A 21,625-nucleotide genomic window follows, 5' to 3' on the forward strand; every position below is an offset into this window, starting at 1 on the left:
CGCTCGTTCATTTTTATTAAAAAATATTTAAAGGGAGATCTAAATGAACGAACAACAATTTATTGCTGCGTTAAAAGAAAAAGGGATAGAACTAACTGACAACCAGGTTGCACAATTTAAGAAGTATTTCGAGCTTTTAGTTGAGTGGAATGAAAAAATGAATTTAACTGCAATTACCGATGTAGAAGGTGTCTATTTAAAGCATTTCTATGATTCCATTAGTGCAAGCTTTTACTTTGATTTTACAAAGGTAGAATCGGTATGCGATGTTGGTGCAGGTGCAGGTTTTCCTAGTCTCCCAATAAAAATATGCTTCCCTCATTTACATGTCACAATTGTTGATTCATTAAATAAACGAATTACGTTTTTAAATCATTTAAGTGAAGAGTTACAATTAGAAAATGTACAATTTGTTCATTCTCGTGCTGAAGAATTTGGTCAAAATGCAAAGTATCGTGAACAATTTGATGTAGTAACTGCCCGTGCAGTAGCAAGATTATCAGTGCTATCAGAATTATGTATTCCATTAGCGAAACAGGGAGGATATTTTGTTGCACTAAAAGCTGCTGCTGGTCCAGAAGAATTAAAGGATGCTAAAAAAGCCATTACAACTTTAGGTGCTACTTTGAAAGAAGAGTTTTCTTATTTACTACCAGTAGAAGAAAGTGAACGAACTCTTTATGTATTTGATAAAATAAAACAAACACCAAAAAAATATCCACGTAAACCGGGTGTACCAAATAAAACTCCAATTCAGTAAAGTTTCATAAGCCTACTTTTAGAAGTGGGCAATCTTTAAATAAATCTATGAATCTTATTTATAAATAAATAGAAATTTGCTCCTTCTCTAATGTTTCATGTGGAACAAAATATTTTTTAAAAATTTATCGAAATTTCTCTTATTTTAGATATAATTTTCGAACATGATGCATACATAATTTATATTTATGTTTCTCTTTTAATAGATTATAAATCTATCGTACTCTGTACATTTTATAGTTTATAATAAATAATATTTATAAGAGTTGTTAGAGCAAGATAGTTTCTAAAAGGTGGTGCCTATTGAATGAAAAGTCCTTTTTCACGTTTTTTCGGAGGCGGAGATAAAGCTGTTTCTGTAAAAAGTGAAGTAGAAGAAGTAGAGTTGGTAGAAAAGAAAAAAGCAGCTGAAGAAGTAGTAAAAATTCCAATCGATCAAATTATCCCAAATCGGTTCCAACCTCGTACAGTTTTTGATGAAGAAAAAATTGAGGAATTATCAAGAACGATTCATACACACGGTGTCATTCAGCCAATCGTTGTAAGAAAGTTTGATGAACGCTATGAAATAATAGCAGGAGAACGTCGTTACCGAGCAATGAAGAAACTAAATTGGACAGAAGTGCCTGCAATTGTTCGTAACTTAAGTGATAAAGAAACTGCTTCTATTGCCTTAATCGAGAATCTTCAACGGGAAGAACTAACTGCAATTGAAGAAGCATTAGCTTATCAACAATTGTTAGAACTTCATTCACTTACTCAAGAAGCCCTTGCTCAACGATTAGGAAAAGGTCAATCAACTGTTGCAAATAAATTGCGATTATTAAAATTACCTCAGTTTGTGCAAGAAGCAATTTTACGAAGAGAAATTTCCGAACGACATGCGCGGGCCCTCATCTCCATTAAAGACGAAGATACTCAAAGAAATATAGTTGAGTTAATTAAAGAAAATGAGTGGAATGTCCGCCAGTTAGAGGAATATATTATCCAACTTACAAAACCAAAAGAAACAAAAGAAAAACCAAAACGTAAAGCTATTAGTAAAGATATTCGCATTGCGTTAAATACAATCAAACAATCGCTTTCAATGGTTACAAAAAGTGGGATTAATGTAAAAACAGAGGAAGAAGATACGGAAGAATATTATCAAATAACGGTAAAAATCCCAAAGAAAAAAGCATAATGTATTTTTATGGTTCCTTATTTTGCAACTAGGAACCTTTTTTTCTATAAAAATCAGTAGTTCTGTTTAGAATATAATACAACTAGATTGTAATTTTGATAAAATATAAGAAATGAAAAACGAGTTTTTCATATTACGATATTGATTTGAAAGCAGGTGCAAGAGTTGGGAAGAATTATTGCAATTACAAACCAAAAAGGTGGTGTAGGGAAAACTACAACCTCTGTAAATTTGAGCGCTTGTCTTGCTTATTTAGGGAAAAAAGTTCTGCTAATTGACATCGATCCACAAGGAAACGCAACAAGTGGAGTTGGTATAAATAAAGGGGAAATACAAAGCTGCATTTATGATGTGCTAATTGACGATGAAGAGGTAAAAAGTGTAATTCAACCATCTAAACTAGAAAATTTATTCGTTGTTCCTGCAACAATATCTTTAGCTGGAGCAGAAATTGAATTAGTTTCTACAATATCACGGGAAGTACGTTTAAAACATGCTCTTCAGGATATAAAAGAATTATATGATTATATTATTATCGATTGCCCACCTTCATTAGGATTATTAACAATTAATGCACTCACAGCTTCAGATGCCGTAATTATTCCAGTACAATGTGAATATTACGCGTTGGAAGGTTTAAGTCAGCTTCTTTCAACTGTTCGCTTAGTTCAAAAACATTTAAACCAACAATTGTATATTGATGGTGTGTTACTAACGATGCTTGATGCTCGGACAAATTTGGGGATACAAGTTATTGAAGAAGTTAAGAAGTATTTCCAAGATAAAGTTTATAAGACGATTATTCCAAGAAATGTTCGACTAAGCGAAGCACCTAGTCATGGTGAGCCTATCATCATTTATGATTCAAAATCTCGCGGTGCAGAAGTGTACCTAGAGTTAGCAAGGGAAGTGATAAAACATGGCTAGAGGGTTAGGAAAAGGAATTGGTGCTTTATTTCCAACCGAGACTTTGGAAACATTAGAAACCGTTCAAAATGATGATGCAATTGAAAAAATAGCACTACAAAAATTAGTAGTAAACCCTTTTCAACCACGTAAAACTTTCGACGATGAAAAAATTGAGGAATTAGCTCAATCCATTAAAGAACATGGTATTATTCAACCAATTGTAGTACGTAAAAAAGGGAAGAAATACGAAATTGTTGTAGGAGAAAGACGCTATAGAGCTGCTAAGTTAGCAAATTTAGAAGAAATTCCGGCTATCATACGTGAGATGACAGAAGAACAAATGATGGAAGTCGCAATTTTAGAAAACTTACAACGTGAAGATTTAACACCAATTGAAGAAGCAGAAGCCTATCAAAGTTTAATAGAAAAGTTAAACTTTACCCAAGAAGAGTTGGCAAAAAGGTTAGGAAAAAGTAGACCATATATTACGAATCATATGCGCCTTTTACAATTACCAGAAGACGTAAGAGAGCTCGTAAATAATGGAACGCTTACAATGGGACATGGTCGTACGCTACTTGGGTTAAAAAATAAACGTAGAATACCAGAAGTTGCAGCAAAAGTTGTGAAGCATGCATTAAATGTACGCCAGCTAGAGGCTCTAATAAAACAATTGAACGAAGAAGTTCCACGTGAAACAGAGAAACCAGTGAAAAAAGATATTTTTGTCCAAGCAACTGAAACACAATTGCGTGAATACTTTGGAACGAACGTACAAATAAAAAAGGCAAAAAATAAAGGTAAAATTGAAATTGAATTCTACTCCGAAGATGATCTCGAGCGTATTTTAGAAATACTTCAAGTTGAACAAGAGTAGTAAGGCATGAGCGCCAAAATTTCGGCGCTCTATATTTTTTTAATGTTTTTACAGAATTTAGCTGTAGCGGGGTGCTTTCAAACTTACAGCGTCCTCCAAAGCTAAAAGACGTTTATGTTTTTCTTAAGAAAGAGGGTTCAACATGGTATTGCTAGGCACGTTTGTAAACGCCCTATTAATTATGATCGGATCAATATTAGGACGGTTTTTAAAAAACATCCCAGAGTCAATGAAAAATACTGTTTTATCAATCATAGGTCTAGCAGTTGCATTATTAGGAATTCAAATGGGATTCCAATCTACTAATTTTATTATTATCATTATTAGTTTAGTAGTAGGTGCTGTAATAGGGGAAATATTAGATTTAGATAAATTGTTAAATCAATTAGGAAAGTGGATTGAACTGAAGCTCGGGAAAAATAAGTCAGAAAGTAGTATTGCTGAGGGATTTGTAAATGCTACCCTATTATTTGTAATAGGTTCGATGGCAATTCTAGGTGCTTTAGATAGTGGCTTAAGAAATGACCATTCAGTGTTAATAACAAAAGGCATTATTGATGGTTTTACAGCAATTATTTTATCCTCCACATTAGGAATAGGTGTTTTATTATCTGCTGTCCCAGTTTTTTTATATCAAGGGATTATTGCAGTTTCCTCAGGCTTTATCAGTGCATACATACCAGAAGCGGCATTAGATTTATTTATAAAGGAAATGACCGCCACTGGAGGAGTAATGATCATGGCAATAGGCTTAAATATTGCAGGCCTAACTAAAATTCGAGTAGCCAATTTGCTGCCGGGTATTGTTGTAGTTGGTATCATTGTTGCCATCATATTTCTTTTTCAATAAATGACGTTGCCATGCTAATAACAATGCGCGGGCAATTTTGTTACCCATAGAATACGTTACATTTAATCGAGTGTTTTGTAATACAAGCATTTCCATAAAACCTCCAACATTGACAATTCCTTTTACTGAAATGTCACCGATTGGGGGTAGTTCTTTTTTTACAGCTTTACCAGGGAATAAAGGACCTTCATGAACTATAATTTCGCCAACATTTCTCTCATTTCCTAAACAAGCATCAATTGCAACAACAAATGGCGTAGTAGGTTTTTGTTGAATTTCTTCAATTGTTGATGCTAAATTGATTGCGTGTAGGGGGTTTTCAAGAGTGCCGATAACTTCAAACGGAAACGAATGAAAACTAGATAAAAAACTACCTGTTAATGGACCGAGTGCATCACCAGTCGAGCGGTCAGTGCCAATACAGCAAAAGATAATGTTTTCATGGTCAAATGGAATTTGCTCTAAAAAAATATCACTGAGACGCCATAACGCACCTGTTTGTTCATGATGAACGGATGATCTTAACGAATCATTAATAATCTTTTGCACGTAACAATCCTCCCTTACAATATATTATGTTAATTTTTTGTCTTTTATGGTAAAAATTAAGCTATATTGATTTTCAGTATATTCAAATTTTTAGGTAGTTATACAAGGAGTGGAAAAATGGCAGTAGAAGTTATTGAAACTGAGACAAAAGAACTAGTAGGGATGACGGAGAGATTTTGGAATTACTTAAAGAGCGAAGAATTATGGAACTTCATCATTAGTGCTTCCATAAAAATACTTATTATCCTTTTAGTGTCGTATATCGTTACCTTTATTGGAAAGAGAATTATCACAAGAATCTTCACGTTAAAAGTAAGAACACTTAATCAAAATGAACGACGTCAAAAAACCATTGTGAAATTGTTACATAGTACATTGGCTTATTTAGTATATTTTTCTGCGATTATTGCAATTTTGTCTTCTGTAAATATCAATATTGGCGGGTTATTAGCGGGAGCTGGGATAGCCGGCTTAGCAATTGGTTTTGGAGCACAAAGTTTAGTAAAAGACATTATTACAGGATTTTTTATCATTTTAGAGGATCAGTTCGGTGTAGGAGATTATATTCGATTAAACCAAGCTGAAGGAACAGTTATTGAAATTGGCTTAAGAACAACTAAAATCGTCGGTACAACTGGAGAACAATATATCATTCCGAATGGCCTAATAACAGATGTTATCAACTTTTCTGTCAATAATTCAAAGGCGATTATTGATATGCAAGTGGCCATTGACGCAGATATTGAGAAAGTTGAAAAGCTTGTAACAGAGTATTTAAAAACATTACCTCCAAAACATGAAGAATTAATAGATGTACCTACCTTCTTAGGTGTTCAAAATGTTGTGGGCACAGAAGTAACGATTCGAATTATCGCCGAAACAAATCCATTACAACATTATGGTATTGCTCGTGTGATTCGCCGCGATGTGAAAGAGATATTAGACAAAAATGGAATTCCAATGGCATATCCAAAAATGATGCTATATGATCGAAGTAGTATGAGTTCGGAGGGAGATGAAGCATAATGCAGGCAAAATCATTTGAATTGAATGATGTTGTAGAAATGAAAAAACAACATCCATGTGGAACCAATGCGTGGAAAATCATTCGTTTAGGTGCAGATATCCGCATAAAATGTCAAGGCTGTGGTCATAGTGTGATGATTCCTCGTCGTGATTTTGAGAAAAAAATGAAAAAAGTTTTAATGCGAGCTACTGAAGAGTAAATAATTTGTCAAATAGACTTTTTCCACCGTTATCCCTATAATTAACAATGGTTTAAAAAACGTAGAAAATAAAATTGATTGTTTAGAGAAAGGTCGTGTCCAACCAATGGCATTAACAGCAGGTATCGTAGGATTACCAAACGTTGGTAAATCAACGTTATTTAACGCAATTACTAAAGCAGGGGCATTAGCAGCAAACTATCCATTTGCTACAATTGATCCAAACGTTGGAGTTGTAGAAGTTCCAGACGCTCGTTTAGATAAATTAACAGAACTTGTAGAACCAAAGAAAACAGTACCAACTGCCTTTGAATTTACGGATATTGCAGGGATAGTTAAAGGGGCTTCAAAAGGAGAAGGATTAGGGAATAAATTTTTGTCTCATATTCGTGAAGTAGATGCAATTTGCCAAGTGGTTCGTTGTTTCGTAGATGAAAATATTACACACGTTTCAGGCTCTGTAAACCCTATTGACGATATTGAAGTAATCAACTTAGAGCTTATCTTAGCTGATATGGAATCCGTTGAAAAACGCTTACAACGTGTAAGCAAAATGGCAAAACAAAAAGATAAAGAAGCTTTAGTGGAAGAACCAGTTTTAGTCAAAATCAAAGAAGCTTTAGAAAATGAAAAACCAGCTCGATCTGTCGACTTATCAGAAGACGAGTTGAAAGTAATAAAAGGTCTTCATTTACTAACGATTAAACCAATGCTGTATGTAGCAAATGTTTCTGAAGAAGAAGTTGCTGATGCAGATAATAATGAATATGTGAAACAAGTTCGTGAATATGCAGCGGCTGAGGGAGCACAAGTAATCACGGTTTGCGCAAAAGTAGAAGAAGAAATTTCTGAATTAGATGACGAAGAAAAATCAATGTTTTTAGAAGAACTAGGTATTGAAGAATCAGGATTAGATCAACTTATTCGTGCTTCCTATGATTTATTAGGTTTAGCAACATATTTCACAGCTGGTGTTCAAGAAGTTCGTGCTTGGACGTTCCGAAAAGGTATGAAAGCGCCACAATGTGCTGGAATTATTCACTCAGACTTTGAGCGCGGATTTATTCGTGCGGAAACAGTTTCTTTCAATGACTTAGTAGAGGCAGGATCATTGGCTGCAGCAAAAGAAGCTGGTAAAGTTCGTTTAGAAGGTAAAGAATACGTAGTCCAGGATGGAGACGTTATGTTATTCCGTTTTAATGTTTAACATGAAAAAAAGTCGATTTGCATTTTGCAAAATCGACTTTTTTTTACTTATGTTTCTTTTCATCCAAATAAACATAAACATTAAATTCTGCGGGTACATCTTTTACTAAAGCATCATCAGGGAATTTCCTTAGTTTAAACATCCCAATGAAATTCGCTAAACCGCCTGCAATAAAAGAAGCACTGGCTAATAACAATGCATAATTACCAAGTGAAAATGCGATAGCTAACGGAATGACCCCAGTAATCATAAAGGAAGTTAAAAATACCGATTGATATTGACCGTTTGTTATTTTTTCAGAAGTAGTAGAGTAAATTAGCCCTTTTTCAAGGTGGATTGACAATGATAAAGATTCCGGTTTTACTTTACAACGATATCGATACCCGAGTAGGTTTAGAATTTCATTAACTACGACTAAAAGTAACGAGACGACGATGAAAATTATAATCCCAATTAAAAAGCGCAAAATACTAAAGTCAAAATCAGGATGTAAGTAATAATTAATACCGACAAAAAGAATGCTTAAAAGCACGGTTAAAATAATGGTCTGTTTCATTATTTTTTGTTCATTTATTGAAACGATATGTACATTTTCTGACATTTGTCCACCTCTTAAGATTATTCATATACGTAAAGTCTCGGTAGATTGGGATCATCTTTTACAAGAGCATTTTTAGAATATTTTTGAAGCTCTTTATACATGTAAAAATCCCCAACCGCACCAGCAATAAGTACAGCTCCTAGTATAACGATTAAAAAGGAATCATACATAAAGCCAATTAGAGATGGAGTAACACCAGTTGTCCAAAAAGGAAGCATTAACGCTTTTTTCATGGCAGCGTTTTTTAAAGGTTTTGAAGTGGTAGCATAAGCAACTCCAAGTTTTAAATTGATTCCGTAATGAAGCTGTTTAAATTTTACCTTTCCAAAGATCATAAACCCCAATAGATGGAATATTTCGTGCAAAGCGATAAGAATGATATAACCAACTATAAAGATAAAAATATCCCAAAATGAAAATGACGCACTAAAACGATGATAAATTAAACTGTTAACTATAACAAAAAGTATGGATAATAGTATGGTAAGCCACAAATTTAATTTTGCAATTTTTATCATATTTAACTCAATAACAATCGGCTGCTTAATATCAGACATCTCTCCACTCCTCTAAAACATTATATCGACTTTCATTCCTTTTTTGAATGAAACATTCTTTGTTGCATTTATTTAATAGTCATGGTACAATTCTACGATGTGAGTATATATTACTTACTCCTTGCTCTTGTAAAGTACAAGAGCCAAAGTCCATAAGGAGGTGCAAAATAATGAAAAAGTATGAATTAATGTACATCGTTCGTCCAAACATCGAAGACGAAGCTAAAAAAGCTTTAGTTGAACGTTTCAATGAAGTATTAACTTCAAACGGTGCTGAAATCGTAGAAGCGAAAGAGTGGGGCAAACGCCGTTTAGCTTACGAAATCAACGACTTCCGCGAAGGTTTCTACCAAATCGTGAAAGCAAACGCTGCTACAGAAGCAATCAACGAATTTACTCGTCTTGCTAACATCAGCGAAGACATTATCCGTCACATCGTTGTTCGTGAAGAAGCATAATAAAATTTACTAATAAACGCTGCAAAGGAGGTTGACATTGTGATAAACCGTGTCGTATTAGTTGGAAGACTTACGAAAGATCCAGAACTTCGTTATACACCAAGTGGAATTCCGATGACTCGTTTTACAATCGCTGTAAATAGAACATTCTCGAATCAATCAGGTGAACGCGAAGCAGACTTTATCGGCTGTATCGCTTGGAGAAAACAGGCAGAAAACTTAGCAAACTTCATGAGAAAAGGAAGTTTGATTGGTCTAGAAGGTCGAATTCAAACAGGTAGTTTTGAAGGTCAAGATGGAAAACGTGTTTATACAACAGACGTTGTTGCAGATTCTGTACAATTTTTAGAACCTCGTAACAATGTTGGTGGTGGAGCAAATATGCCAAATCAACAATATGGAGGGCAATCTTATGGGGGCAACCAACCTACATATAGTACAAGCCAACCAAATCAACAATTTGGTAATATGGGTCAACAACAAGATCCATTTGCTTCATATCCACAAAGTCAACCTTCTATGAATCAGCAAAATTATACACGTGTTGATGAGGATCCATTTGCATCAAGCAAAGGACCAATCGAAGTTTCAGAAGATGACCTACCGTTCTAATAAGAAAAGCGTAAGAAGTTCTGAAACTAAACAAAAATAATAAAGGAGGAACATAGAAATGGCACAACGTCGCGGAGGCCGCAAACGCCGTAAAGTTTGTTACTTCACTTCAAATAACATTACTACAATCGATTATAAAGATGTAGATTTACTTAAAAAGTTCATTTCTGAGCGTGGAAAAATTCTTCCTCGCCGTGTAACTGGTACAAGTGCAAAATACCAACGTAAATTAACATCAGCTATTAAACGTGCTCGTATCATGGCACTACTTCCATTCGTAGCTGAAGATAAATAAGCCTAATTAAAAAAGCGAAGCATATTTTTTACGCATATAATAAAGTCGACAAAATTTATTTGTAAATTTTGTCGACTTTTTATTTGCATTTTTTGTAAATATAAATAGCAAATGCTTGCGCTTTTTTGTCGACTAACTAAAAAAATGGTACAATATATGAATGAGTAAGACTTGTACTTGGGGAGTTTTATACTTCCAAAGTATGTATTTCGATGACTTCTAAAGCTGATATTACATTAAACAGCTAAGTTTTCATTTAAAAGGAAGGTTTCCATGCCGAATAATCAAACCAAAAAATTAGTAAATGGTGCGATGATGGTTGCATTATTTTCGATATTAATTGCAATTGCCTTTTATGTACCAATTGTTAACCTTGTTGCGATTATTTTTGCACCTCTACCTCTAGCATGGTACAGCGCAAAATTTGATCGTGGCTCTGCAATATTAGTTGCAATAATGGGCTGTATAAGTAGCTTCTTTATTGGAAGTATATTAATCATTCCTTTAGCTGTTATTTGTGCATCTATTGGAGTTGTAATGGGTGATGCCCTTCGATTAAAGAAAAGTAAAGTTTACTTATTAATGTCTTCTGGAATTACAGTACTTATTACCTTTGCTTTGCAATATGTTATTTCAATAAAATTACTCAATACTGATTTCATAAAAGAAGCTATGCAAATGACAAGGAATGAGTACGAAAAATCAATTGAATTATCGCAAAGAATAACAGGGCAAGCACCAATTGATGAAAAAACATTGAATCAAATGTTTGATACAATGCAAATGGCTTTACCAGCAGCTATTGTATTAGGTGTATTCTTCCTTACGTTTATTATTGTTACAAGTAACTTACCGTTATTGAAGCGCTTTGGAGTAAATGTACCAAAGTTTAATACATTCAAAAACCTGCGTTTACCAAGATCAATCTTATGGTACTACTTAATTTTATTATCAATTAACTTATTTATTAGCCCTGAAACTGGTTCACCTCTTTATGTTATTTGCTTAAATTTATCGATGGTCTTATGGTTGCTACTGACACTTCAAGGGATATCCTTCATTCACTTTTGCCTTGATGCTTACGGTTCACCAAGTATTTTAAAAGTACTAGCAACGATTATGGCCATTCCATTATATTCCTTTGTTTTGCTAATTGGGATTTTTGATTTAGGCTTTGACATCCGTTCGTTTGTCAAAGGGAAGATTCAGAGGTAGGGAGCTGATAAAATGGATACTTATAGGAAGCGGCTAATTCGACATCCTCTTATGTATCTAACTATGATTGGTCTAATAGGCGCCACTATTATATCCATTTGGAATATTTGGTTTGGCTTAGCCTATTTGCTCTTTTATAGCATTGCGGTAATATATGCGTGGAAGATTGAGAAAATCACATTTATTAATACAGAAAAACATATCGAATCTCTTTCGTTTCGAATGAAAAAGGTTGGATCTGAAGCACTTTTGGAAATGCCAATTGGAATTTTGCTCGTGAACGATAAATTTATTATTGAATGGGCAAATCCGTACATGTCTCAAGTGCTTGATGAAGAGTCCTTAATTGGCGAAGAGATGTTTATTCTTTCGGATGAGTTGTATAACTTAACAAAATCCGATGAAAAGCGAGAGCAAACAGTTACGATAAACGACCGAAAATATAAAGTCGTATACAAACAAGAGGAAAAGCTATTATACTTCTTTGATGTAACAGAACAATTAAAAATTGAATCACAATATTATGCAGATCGAACTGTTCTAGCTATTTTATTTATCGATAACTATGACGAGTTAACGCAAGGAATGGATGACCAATCTAGAAGTTTAATTAATTCAGTAGTAACTTCAATAATTAATGAGTGGGCTTCTTCCCATGGGATATTTGCAAAGCGCATTAACTCGGATCGTTTCTTAGCGATATTAAATGAGAAAATTTTAACTGAACTTGAAAAGAAAAAGTTTTCTATTTTAGATGATATTCGTGAAAAAACTGCTCAAAAAAATCTTTCATTAACACTAAGTATTGGTGTAGGAGCGGGCTCTAGTTCCCTTATTAAACTTGGTGAGTTAGCTCAATCTAGCCTTGATTTAGTTTTAGGTCGTGGCGGGGACCAAGTGGCAATCAAACAGCCTAATGGAAAGTTAAGATTTTATGGTGGAAAAACAAATCCTGTTGAAAAGCGTACCCGAGTTCGTGCCCGTGTTATTTCTCACGCTTTACAAGACCTAATAATTGAGAGCGACCAAGTCTTTATTATGGGACACAAAAATCCTGATATGGACTCTATAGGCGCTGCAATTGGTGTACGAAAAATGGCACAAAAGAACAAAATTAACGGCTATATCGTCTTAAACTTTGATGAATTAAATGGCAGTGTTAATCGGTTAATGGGGAACATCGAGCGAAACTCCGATATATATCAATACTTTATTTCACCAGAAGAAGCATTGTCATTAATGACGGAAAAGTCACTAGTTGCGATAGTCGATACCCATAAGCCGATTTTAGTTGCGGATGATCGACTTTTAAAACGCTCTGAAAAGATTGTTGTCATTGATCACCATCGACGAGGGGAGGATTTTATTAAAAATCCAACACTTGTATATATGGAGCCTTATGCATCGTCTACAGCTGAGTTGGTTACGGAATTGTTAGAATATCAGCCAGAAGATGAAAAACTAACAAAACTAGAAGCGACTGCACTTTTAGCAGGTATTATTGTAGATACGAAAAGCTTTACACTTCGAACAGGAGCACGGACCTTTGAAGCTGCTTCCTATTTAAGAACAAATGGAGCTGATACTGTATTAGTGCAGCAATTACTAAAGGAAGATATCGATACGTATATAGAGCGCTCGAAAATTATCCAGACGGTCGAGTTTGTTTATCCAGGAATTGCCGTTGCATATGGGCAGGAAAATAAAATATATGACTCTGTATTAATTGCTCAAACTGCTGATATTTTACTTACAGTTAAAGACGTATCCGCATCCTTTGTGGTTGCCCATCGACCTGATGGATTAATTGGTATTAGTGCGAGATCATTAGGAGACTTCAATGTGCAACTTGTCATGGAAAAGCTTGGCGGTGGCGGTCACTTAACAAATGCTGCTTGTCAAATCGACGCGGATACAATCGATCAGGCTATTTCTTTATTAAATAATGCAATAATAGATATACTCGAGGGGAGAAATGAAGAATGAAAGTAGTATTTTTAAAAGATGTTAAAGGTAAAGGAAAAAAAGGTGAAATTAAAAATGTTGCAGATGGCTATGCACAAAACTTCCTTATTAAAAATGGCTATGCTGTAGAAGCTTCAAATCAAGCATTAAGCCAATTAGAAGGTCAAAAAAAATTAGCTGAGAAAAATGCAGCAGCTGAATTACAAGCAGCAAAAGATTTAAAAGAAGAGTTAGAAAAATTAACTGTCGTTATTAAAGCAAAATCAGGTGAAGGTGGAAGACTATTTGGTTCAGTTTCTACAAAACAAATAGCTGAAGCACTTCAAAAAGGGTTTGGAATTAAAATTGATAAACGTAAAATGGAATGTAACGAAGGTATCCGCTCTTTAGGCTTTACAAATGTACCAGTGAAGCTTCATCAAGAAGTAAAAGCTACTTTAAAGGTACACGTTACAGAAGAAGCGTAAGGAGAGAACTCTATGAACGAAGGCATGATGGATCGCGTTCCACCGCATAACCATGAGGCAGAGCAATCCGTTATCGGTGCCATATTCCTTGAGCCACAAAGTTTAATTACAGCATCTGAAATTTTACTTCCTGAAGATTTTTATCGTATAAGTCATCAGAAGATATTCCAAACGATGCTAGATTTAAGTGACCAAGGGAAAGCGATAGATGTTGTCACTGTTACAGAGGAACTTTCAGTAAAGAAGGAACTTGAGGATGTTGGTGGTCTTTCGTATTTAACAGAGCTTGCCAATGCTGTACCTACTGCTGCCAATATTGCTTATTACGCTAAAATCGTAGAAGAAAAGGCATTGTTACGACGTTTAATTCGTGTTGCCACAAAGATTGTTGAAGAAGGTTATACACGGGAAGATGAAGTAGAAGCGCTTTTATCTGATGCTGAAAAGAAAGTAATGGAAGTTGCGAACCGTAAAAATGCTGGCGACTTTAAACATGTTAAAGATGTACTCGTTCAAACATACGACAATATTGAACAACTTCAATTTCGTGATGGAGATGTAACTGGCATTCCAACTGGTTTCCGTGACTTAGATCGAATGACAGCTGGGTTTCAACGTAATGATTTAATCATTGTAGCTGCCCGCCCTTCTGTAGGGAAAACAGCCTTTGCCTTAAATATTGCACAAAATGTAGCAATAAAAGCACGTGAAAATGTAGCAATATTCTCCCTAGAGATGGGGGCCGAACAACTTGTAATGCGTATGCTTTGTGCTGAAGGGAATATTGATGCTCAAGCCCTACGTACCGGTGCTCTAACTTCTGAAGATTGGAGCAAGTTAACGATGGCAATGGGCAGTTTATCGAATTCGGGGATTTATATTGATGATACACCTGGTCTACGTATTAGCGAGATTCGTGCAAAATGTCGACGCCTTCACCAGGAGAATGGTTTAGGTATGATCCTCATCGATTACTTACAATTGATTCAAGGTAGTGGTCGTAGCGGAGAAAACCGTCAACAAGAGGTATCTGAAATTTCCCGTTCTTTAAAGGCTTTGGCGCGTGAATTAAAAGTTCCGGTTATTGCTCTATCTCAGTTATCCCGTGGTGTAGAACAACGTCAAGATAAACGTCCAATGATGAGTGATATACGTGAATCAGGAAGTATCGAGCAAGATGCGGATATTGTAGCTTTCTTATATCGTGATGATTACTATGATAAAGAATCTGAAAGCAAAAATATGATTGAAATCATTATCGCAAAACAGCGTAATGGTCCAACAGGTACAGTTACACTTGCCTTTAAAAAGGAATTTAATAAATTTATTAATATAGATTGGTCGCAACATCCACAACCAGTGAATGCATAAAAATATTTGGAACACGAACGTTAGTTGAAATTTTTCAATTATATGTTCGTGTTTTTTCTTATTCTTCATTGACTTATATGATGAATCATTGTTACAATAGTTCTGTTTGATATAGTTAAAGAAAGTAGGACATACTATTTGTAACTGTCTTGCTTTTAATTAATGCGGGAAAAAGGACGTAATGTCTAGCGGAGGTGCTGATATGACATCAGTTGTAGTTGTAGGGACACAATGGGGAGATGAAGGTAAAGGTAAAATTACTGACTTCCTATCTAAAAAAGCAGATGTAATCGCTCGGTTTTCAGGCGGGGATAACGCAGGTCATACAATTAAATTTGACGGTGAAACGTATAAGTTGCATTTAATTCCATCAGGTATTTTTTATAAAGAAAAAACGTCAGTTATGGGGAATGGGATGGTAATTAACCCAAAATCTTTAATAACTGAATTAAAAGGTTTACAAGAGCGCGGTATTGATACATCAAATTTACGTATTTCAAATCGTGCACAAGTAATTCTTCCATATCATATTTACCAAGATAAAGTAGACGAAGCATCTCGTGGCGATAAAAAAATCGGGACAACATGTAAAGGGATTGGTCCATGTTATCAAGATAAAATTGCACGTATGGGTATTCGCATTGCGGATTTACTTGATCGTGAAATTTTCGAACAAAAGCTACGTGAGAATTTAGAAAAGAAAAACCGCTTATTCGAGAAATACTATGAAGTAGAAGGTTTAAAATTTGAAGATATTTTCGAAGAGTTCTACGGCTATGGTCAAGAATTAGCGCAATATGTAACAGACACATCAAAAGTATTAAATGATGTATTAGATGAAGGTGGACGTGTATTATTTGAAGGTGCACAAGGCGTAATGTTAGACGTTGACCATGGTACATATCCATTTGTTACTTCTTCTAACCCTGTTGCAGGTGGTGTAACAACGGGTACGGGTATTGGACCATCTCATGTATCTCGTGTTGTTGGCGTATGTAAAGCGTATACTTCTCGTGTTGGTGACGGTCCATTCCCAACTGAATTATTTGATGAAGTAGGTCATCAAATTCGTGAAGTAGGACGCGAATATGGTACAACTACTGGCCGTCCTCGTCGTGTAGGTTGGTTTGACTCAGTAGTAGTACGCCATTCTCGTCGTGTAAGTGGGATTACAGACTTAGCATTAAACTCAATCGATGTATTATCTGGTTTAGAAACAGTAAAAATCTGTACTGCTTATAAATATAACGGTGAAATCATTACTGAATATCCAGCAAGCTTACATGTAATTGAAGCATGTGAACCAGTTTACGAAGAACTTCCAGGCTGGTCAGAGGATATCACAGGCGTTCGTACACTAGAAGAACTACCAGAAAACGCACGCAAATACGTAGAACGCATCGTAGAACTAACAGGCATCAACCTAATGACATTCTCAGTAGGCCCAGCCCGAGAACAAACGAATGTAGTAAATCCAATCTGGGAGTAATAAATACTAACTGCTAATGGTACTAGACCGTTAGCAGTTAGTATTTTTTTAACGACGTTTGTTCTGCACCGTAAACCTACAACAGGCGCACTCACTCTATGGGTTTAACAAACATTGAAAAAGAAAATGCCTCCAATCTTCCTCCAAAACCTAAATAGAAACAATCAATGGTTGATTAAGTTAACAGAAAGTAAACAATTATTCGCTATGATAATATCCAATTTAAGGTTACTATTATTGACGGTATTGGAATTATTAGGTACTAAACATGGAGGGAAGTTATGAGGAAAATTTTAAGTGTTCTTTTTTCTTTATGCCTTTTGATATTTACGGTAAATCCTACGAATGCAGCTTCAATGGAGACACCATCTGGCATAGTCTTTGATAATTTAGAAAAGGAGATTGATTCTTATGTTGAAGAGTATATTAATCAATCTTCTCCTGGAGCTGCAGTTGCAATTGTGAAGGATGGGGAAATCATCTTCTCAAAAGGGTATGGCTATGCAAATGTTAGTAAAAAGGAAGAGATTGATCCAGCAAAAACAGTTTTTGAATATGGTTCAATTAGCAAGTTATTTGTTTGGACTTCTATTATGCAGCTTGTTGAACAAGGAAAAATAGAATTAAATCGTGATATTAAGACGTATCTCCCGCAAGAATTCAGTAATCAATTAAACTATGAAAAGACAATTACTATTTATGATTTAATGCATCATACAGCTGGTTTTGAAGAGTATCCATTTGATTTAATTTACACATCCAAAGAAGAAGTTGTTCCATTAAAAGAACTTCTAGTTAATGGCCAGCCAAAACAAATATATGATCCAGGTTCTACCATTGCCTATTCTAACTATGCCACTGCAATTGCTGGATATATAGTGGAGGAAATCTCAGGTAGCGAGTTTTCAGAATATGAAAGGGACAACATTTTTAAAAAGGCAAACATGATGAAAACTTCTGGACACCCAGTATTAGAAGATTATCCTGAGCTCGAGCAAGATAAGGCGACTGGTTATATCAAAGTAAAAGAAGAATTCATAGAAGCTGGATGGTCATATGTACCGTTATATCCAGCAGGCTCAGTTAATGGTACGCTTCATGATTTAGCAAATTTTGCTATTGCGTTAATGCCTAACAACAAAGATAATAGCCCACTTTTTAAAACTCGTGAAACACTAGATAACATGCTATCTCAAAGTGGTACCCCACATACTGAAATTTTATCAAATGCCCATGGTTTCTGGGAATATGATGGTCAAGTAAGAGGGGTTGGTCATGGTGGGAATACACTTGCATTCAGTTCAAATATGGTCATTGCACCAGAGGAAAACTTCGGTGTCATCGTATTAACGAATGCTGCAGGTGAAATGGATTTATGCTATGGATTAGTTGATTTACTAATGGGTAAGAGGGATAAACAAATTCCTGTCTCCGTCACTGAAATACAATTGCCAAGTGCAAAGGAAATTGAAGGATCTTATGTATCAGCACGTAATTCTGAAAGTAGTTATGTAGAAGGGTTCTTAGGTTTCATGACGATGGCGAAAGTGAAGGCAGTGAGTGAAAATGAAATTAAAGTAACTAGTATGGGGATGGAAGGCTCCTATGTCCAGACAAGTCCCTACCTTTATGAAGTAGTAGGAAAATCATTGATAGGCGATAAATTATATTTTGAAATTGTTGATGGTGAATTAAAACGTATCTCAACAGGTCAAATTGCCGATTACTTACCTTTAAAATGGGATCGCCAATTGATTTGGTATTATATCAGCATTGGGATATTAGGATTAAGCTTGCTTTACTTTATTATTGGTTTAATAGTTAGTGGTGTATCTTGGTTACGTAATCGAAAGAAAAATCTATCAGGATTGATAAAAACGGAGAGAAAATGGCATTCTGCTATTATCCTCGTAGGAGCAATGTTTATCATCAATAATTTATTCTTGATTGTACGAACATTTTCAGGTATGTCAATAAAAATTGATGTCATTAAATGGCATATTATTTGCAATTGGGCGTTACTAGCTGGTGCAATAATCTGTATGTTAATTAGTTTCTTATATACAAAACGTGCTCCACTACAAAGAAAGCAAAAATCCATTCGCTTATCAACATGGGTCATTCTTGTGTTGTTAGTCATTGTACTTATTAATTGGAATTTCTTTAATATAATAGCATGATAAGAAAAGAGGCTATTCGATAATCGAGTAGCCTTAATTCATATAGGTATGCTTGAACTATATTAGTGAATCCCTTTCTTCTTAAAGCGACCACCTTTAACTTCACTTATATTCCCTATTGCGAGGAAAGCCTGGTTATCAATACTGCGGACAATTTCTTTCATTTTTGATTCTTCTAATCGAGTGATTACACAAAATATGACCTTTTTATTATCTCCTGTATAAGCCCCTTCTCCATGTAAATATGTAACACCACGACCTAAACGATGTAATATGGCTTGTCCTATTTCCTCAATGTCCTCACTAATTATGTAAACGGATTTAGATTCCTCCATCCCTAACACGACAACATCAATTACTTTTGATGCAATATAGTATGCCACTACCGAGTACATTGCCTGTTCCCAAGTAAATACAAAACCTGCAACGGTGAAAATGATTAAGTTGATAAATAAAATTATTTCTCCAACAGAAAAAGGAAGTTTGATATTCGACAAAATGGCTAAAACTTCGGTTCCATCTAAACAACCACCATAGCGGATAACTAGGCCAACACCAACACCTAATAAGATTCCGCCAAATACAGTGGCTAGTAATAAATCTTTTGTAAAAGGATGTACGTGATGCATAATTACCGTGGCAATTGAAAGGATTGTAATTCCCAGGGCAGTGGTTAATGCGAAGGTTTTCCCAATTTGTTTATAACCGATGTATATAAAAGGGAGGTTTAATATGAAGATAAAAACACCGACAGGCAAACCAAATAAATGAGATGTAATAATGGAGATCCCAACAATCCCTCCATCCATTACATTGTTTGGAACTAAAAATAATTCAAGACCTACTGCAAAAATTAATGCACCTACAATTACCATTATGATTCGAAATATATGATGTCTCATAGGAATTTTATTTACTTCAGAATGTTTGGCACCTTTATCCATAAATTCTCCCCAATCTCTATTAATTTCATGTTTTTTGTTTTATATGAAGGGTCAATCCATCGGGTAATAAAAAAGCCTTTCTTTATAATTATTCCTTAAACTATAAAGAAATGAAACTAGGAATATAAAATTTCTCCATGAATTTTAAAGTAGTTTAAAATACAGTGTAATTAAAAAATAATAAAAATAATGTCGAAAAAACTCGAAATATAATAATAAACTAAAATTTGTTTCAATTTTCAAAAGACGAAACAGCTATTTTTAGTTCTAAAATACTATCTTGTAACAAAAAACGTGCAAATAATACATTTTCATTACAAAAGACTCATGGCAGTTCAACCAATAGGTGTATTGTGGTAAATTAATTAAGGTGTGAAAATTCACATGGAAAAAATACCCTCAGGATAGGGTCACCTTTGGAAGGGGCTTCATTATGAGTTCGAAGTGGAAATCGAAAAAAGACTTTTCAATGAAATATACAAGTCTGGATTCTAAAAAAAAGAAGATTATTAAAAAAATAGCTTTAACTGCTGCTCTTTTATCCACGGTAACATTTAACTTAGCATTTGCCAATGGAGAAGAAAGCAAAGAAACAATTAATAAGATTTATCATGTCTATTTAGGTGATACATATATTGGACCTGTCTCAAGTGAAGAAGCAGTAACAGAAATTGTCGAACAAAAAGAACAAGAAGCAAGTTTACAATATAAAAATATGGAAGTAGATGCTAGCTCGGATGTTTCCTTAGTACCTGAGCATGTATTCTCATTCGATACAAATGACTCTAGCACATTAGAAAAATTAAACACAGAATTAGAAGTTCAAACACCTGCTTATGCATTGCAAATTGATGAAGAACCAGTTGCTTATTTTAAAGATGAACAAGATTTTGAAGAAGCAATTCGTCAATTAAAACTTGAATACGTAACAGAAAAACAGTTACAACAGTTAGAAAATAATACTACTACAGATTTACCCGACTTAAAGAAAAATGAAACACGACTATTGGAAGTTTCAATCGTTGAAAATATTACTGTAGAAGATACAAAAGCAAATCCTGCAGAAATTTTAAGTCCTGATGAGGCAGTAGATTATCTAAAATCGGGTTCAGTAGAAAAAGAGCTATACGCTGTTCAAGAAGGCGATGTTCTTGGGAAAATTGCAAAGAAGCATAATTTATCAATGGCTGAGCTTTTAAAACTAAATCCTGATATAAACGAAAATTCGTTATTACAAATTGGTCAAAAACTGAATGTAACAGTGGAGAAACCATTAGTAAACATAAAAGTTGTCTATGAAAAAGCAAGAATAGAAAAAATCGACTTCACAAAAGTTGTGAAAGAAAACGACTCCATGTATAAAGGCGAGAAGGTTGTTAAACAAGAAGGCGAATATGGGAAAAAAGAAGTTGAATATGTGATTACAGAATTAAATGGTAATCGAGTAGAAAAAGCTGTGACAGAAGAGACCGTGCTTTCTGAACCTAGTGATCGTGTTGTTGTAGTTGGTACGAAAGTTGTTTCAGATCGCGGAACAGGTGCATTTGCTTGGCCAACTTCAGGTGGATACGTATCAAGTAATATGGGGAATCGATGGGGTGAATTCCACCGAGGATTGGATATTGCTAGACCATCAAATTATAATATCACTGCTTCAGATAACGGGGTCGTTACATTTGCTGGTTGGGATGGAACATATGGTCAAAAAATCGTTGTAGACCATAATAATGGATATGAAACAGTATATGCACATTTATCAGAAATTAAAGTAAGTGTTGGTCAAGTTGTTCCACAAGGTTCAATTATTGGCATCATGGGCTCAACAGGAAGATCAACAGGTACTCATCTTCACTTTGAAGTTCATAAAAATGGGTCGTACGTAAATCCATTATCATTATTAAACTAATTATA

The 21,625-nt window shown here is 34.8% G+C and carries 22 protein-coding genes; 18 read left to right on the top strand and 4 right to left on the bottom strand.

Annotation, left to right across the window (positions count from 1 at the left end):
* Nucleotides 1-43: 43 nt before the first annotated feature.
* The 5 genes from rsmG (at nt 44) to CRO00_RS08635 (ending at nt 4,578) form a co-directional block, all read left to right on the top strand.
* Nucleotides 44-760, top strand: a complete 717-nt coding sequence (rsmG, locus tag CRO00_RS08615; protein WP_097073286.1) for a 16S rRNA (guanine(527)-N(7))-methyltransferase RsmG — start codon at nt 44-46, stop codon at nt 758-760.
* Between the two features lie 306 nt (nt 761-1,066).
* On the top strand, nt 1,067-1,942 hold the full coding sequence (gene noc / locus CRO00_RS08620) for a nucleoid occlusion protein (protein WP_097073287.1): 876 nt from the start codon (nt 1,067-1,069) through the stop codon (nt 1,940-1,942).
* Nucleotides 1,943-2,107: 165 nt separating this feature from the next.
* A complete protein-coding gene (locus CRO00_RS08625; RefSeq protein WP_097073288.1) occupies nt 2,108-2,869 on the top strand; it encodes a ParA family protein in 762 nt (253 codons plus the stop codon).
* Nucleotides 2,862-3,728: a ParB/RepB/Spo0J family partition protein gene (locus CRO00_RS08630; protein WP_097073289.1), complete on the top strand. Its 867-nt coding sequence runs from the start codon at nt 2,862-2,864 to the stop codon at nt 3,726-3,728. The genes CRO00_RS08625 and CRO00_RS08630 overlap by 8 nt, the downstream gene beginning before the upstream one ends.
* A 142-nt stretch (nt 3,729-3,870) precedes the next feature.
* Nucleotides 3,871-4,578, top strand: coding sequence for a DUF554 domain-containing protein (locus CRO00_RS08635; protein ID WP_097073290.1), 708 nt, complete (start codon nt 3,871-3,873; stop codon nt 4,576-4,578).
* Here CRO00_RS08635 and yyaC read toward each other — a convergent pair.
* Complete coding sequence (yyaC, locus tag CRO00_RS08640; protein WP_237658366.1) at nt 4,495-5,127, bottom strand: spore protease YyaC; 633 nt, start codon at nt 5,125-5,127, stop codon at nt 4,495-4,497. The two genes, CRO00_RS08635 and yyaC, sit on opposite strands and share 84 nt — an antisense overlap.
* A gap of 117 nt (nt 5,128-5,244) precedes the next feature.
* Here yyaC and CRO00_RS08645 point away from each other — a divergent pair, with 117 nt between their 5' ends.
* From CRO00_RS08645 to ychF, 3 genes are all read left to right on the top strand, one after another.
* A complete protein-coding gene (locus CRO00_RS08645) occupies nt 5,245-6,153 on the top strand; it encodes a mechanosensitive ion channel family protein (protein WP_097073291.1) in 909 nt (302 codons plus the stop codon).
* Complete coding sequence (locus tag CRO00_RS08650; RefSeq protein WP_097073292.1) at nt 6,153-6,353, top strand: DUF951 domain-containing protein; 201 nt, start codon at nt 6,153-6,155, stop codon at nt 6,351-6,353. The genes CRO00_RS08645 and CRO00_RS08650 overlap by 1 nt, the downstream gene beginning before the upstream one ends.
* A gap of 106 nt (nt 6,354-6,459) precedes the next feature.
* Complete coding sequence (gene ychF / locus CRO00_RS08655; RefSeq protein ID WP_097073293.1) at nt 6,460-7,560, top strand: redox-regulated ATPase YchF; 1,101 nt, start codon at nt 6,460-6,462, stop codon at nt 7,558-7,560.
* Between the two features lie 43 nt (nt 7,561-7,603).
* Here ychF and CRO00_RS08660 read toward each other — a convergent pair whose 3' ends face one another.
* On the bottom strand, nt 7,604-8,161 hold the full coding sequence (locus CRO00_RS08660; RefSeq protein WP_097073294.1) for a metalloprotease family protein: 558 nt from the start codon (nt 8,159-8,161) through the stop codon (nt 7,604-7,606).
* Between the two features lie 17 nt (nt 8,162-8,178).
* Complete coding sequence (locus CRO00_RS08665) at nt 8,179-8,718, bottom strand: DUF3267 domain-containing protein (RefSeq protein WP_097073295.1); 540 nt, start codon at nt 8,716-8,718, stop codon at nt 8,179-8,181.
* 170 nt (nt 8,719-8,888) lie between these two features.
* Here CRO00_RS08665 and rpsF point away from each other — a divergent pair, with 170 nt between their 5' ends.
* The 9 genes from rpsF to CRO00_RS08710 all read left to right on the top strand — a co-directional run bounded on the left by rpsF (nt 8,889) and on the right by CRO00_RS08710 (nt 18,770).
* Nucleotides 8,889-9,176: a 30S ribosomal protein S6 gene (gene rpsF, locus CRO00_RS08670; protein ID WP_097073296.1), complete on the top strand. Its 288-nt coding sequence runs from the start codon at nt 8,889-8,891 to the stop codon at nt 9,174-9,176.
* A 39-nt stretch (nt 9,177-9,215) separates the two neighbouring features.
* On the top strand, nt 9,216-9,788 hold the full coding sequence (gene ssb / locus CRO00_RS08675) for a single-stranded DNA-binding protein (RefSeq protein ID WP_097073297.1): 573 nt from the start codon (nt 9,216-9,218) through the stop codon (nt 9,786-9,788).
* 58 nt (nt 9,789-9,846) lie between these two features.
* Nucleotides 9,847-10,083, top strand: coding sequence for a 30S ribosomal protein S18 (gene rpsR / locus CRO00_RS08680; protein WP_097073298.1), 237 nt, complete (start codon nt 9,847-9,849; stop codon nt 10,081-10,083).
* A 273-nt stretch (nt 10,084-10,356) separates the two neighbouring features.
* On the top strand, nt 10,357-11,298 hold the full coding sequence (locus CRO00_RS08685) for a YybS family protein (RefSeq protein WP_097073299.1): 942 nt from the start codon (nt 10,357-10,359) through the stop codon (nt 11,296-11,298).
* Between the two features lie 12 nt (nt 11,299-11,310).
* Nucleotides 11,311-13,284, top strand: coding sequence for a DHH family phosphoesterase (locus CRO00_RS08690; protein WP_097073300.1), 1,974 nt, complete (start codon nt 11,311-11,313; stop codon nt 13,282-13,284).
* Nucleotides 13,281-13,730 (top strand): 50S ribosomal protein L9, encoded by a 450-nt coding sequence (rplI, locus tag CRO00_RS08695; protein WP_097073301.1) that lies wholly within the window; start codon nt 13,281-13,283, stop codon nt 13,728-13,730. The genes CRO00_RS08690 and rplI overlap by 4 nt, the downstream gene beginning before the upstream one ends.
* A 12-nt stretch (nt 13,731-13,742) precedes the next feature.
* Nucleotides 13,743-15,101, top strand: coding sequence for a replicative DNA helicase (gene dnaB, locus CRO00_RS08700; RefSeq protein WP_097073302.1), 1,359 nt, complete (start codon nt 13,743-13,745; stop codon nt 15,099-15,101).
* 202 nt (nt 15,102-15,303) lie between these two features.
* On the top strand, nt 15,304-16,590 hold the full coding sequence (locus CRO00_RS08705; protein WP_097073303.1) for an adenylosuccinate synthase: 1,287 nt from the start codon (nt 15,304-15,306) through the stop codon (nt 16,588-16,590).
* 281 nt (nt 16,591-16,871) lie between these two features.
* Nucleotides 16,872-18,770: a serine hydrolase domain-containing protein gene (locus CRO00_RS08710; RefSeq protein ID WP_097073304.1), complete on the top strand. Its 1,899-nt coding sequence runs from the start codon at nt 16,872-16,874 to the stop codon at nt 18,768-18,770.
* Nucleotides 18,771-18,832: 62 nt separating this feature from the next.
* Here CRO00_RS08710 and CRO00_RS08715 read toward each other — a convergent pair whose 3' ends face one another.
* Nucleotides 18,833-19,672 (bottom strand): YitT family protein, encoded by an 840-nt coding sequence (locus CRO00_RS08715; RefSeq protein ID WP_237658372.1) that lies wholly within the window; start codon nt 19,670-19,672, stop codon nt 18,833-18,835.
* Between the two features lie 475 nt (nt 19,673-20,147).
* Here CRO00_RS08715 and CRO00_RS08720 point away from each other — a divergent pair, with 475 nt between their 5' ends.
* Nucleotides 20,148-21,620, top strand: coding sequence for a peptidoglycan DD-metalloendopeptidase family protein (locus tag CRO00_RS08720; RefSeq protein ID WP_097073306.1), 1,473 nt, complete (start codon nt 20,148-20,150; stop codon nt 21,618-21,620).
* The last annotated feature ends 5 nt before the right edge of the window (nt 21,621-21,625 follow it).

It is taken from the genome of Ureibacillus xyleni (assembly GCF_900217795.1).
GTDB lineage: Bacteria > Bacillota > Bacilli > Bacillales_A > Planococcaceae > Ureibacillus > Ureibacillus xyleni.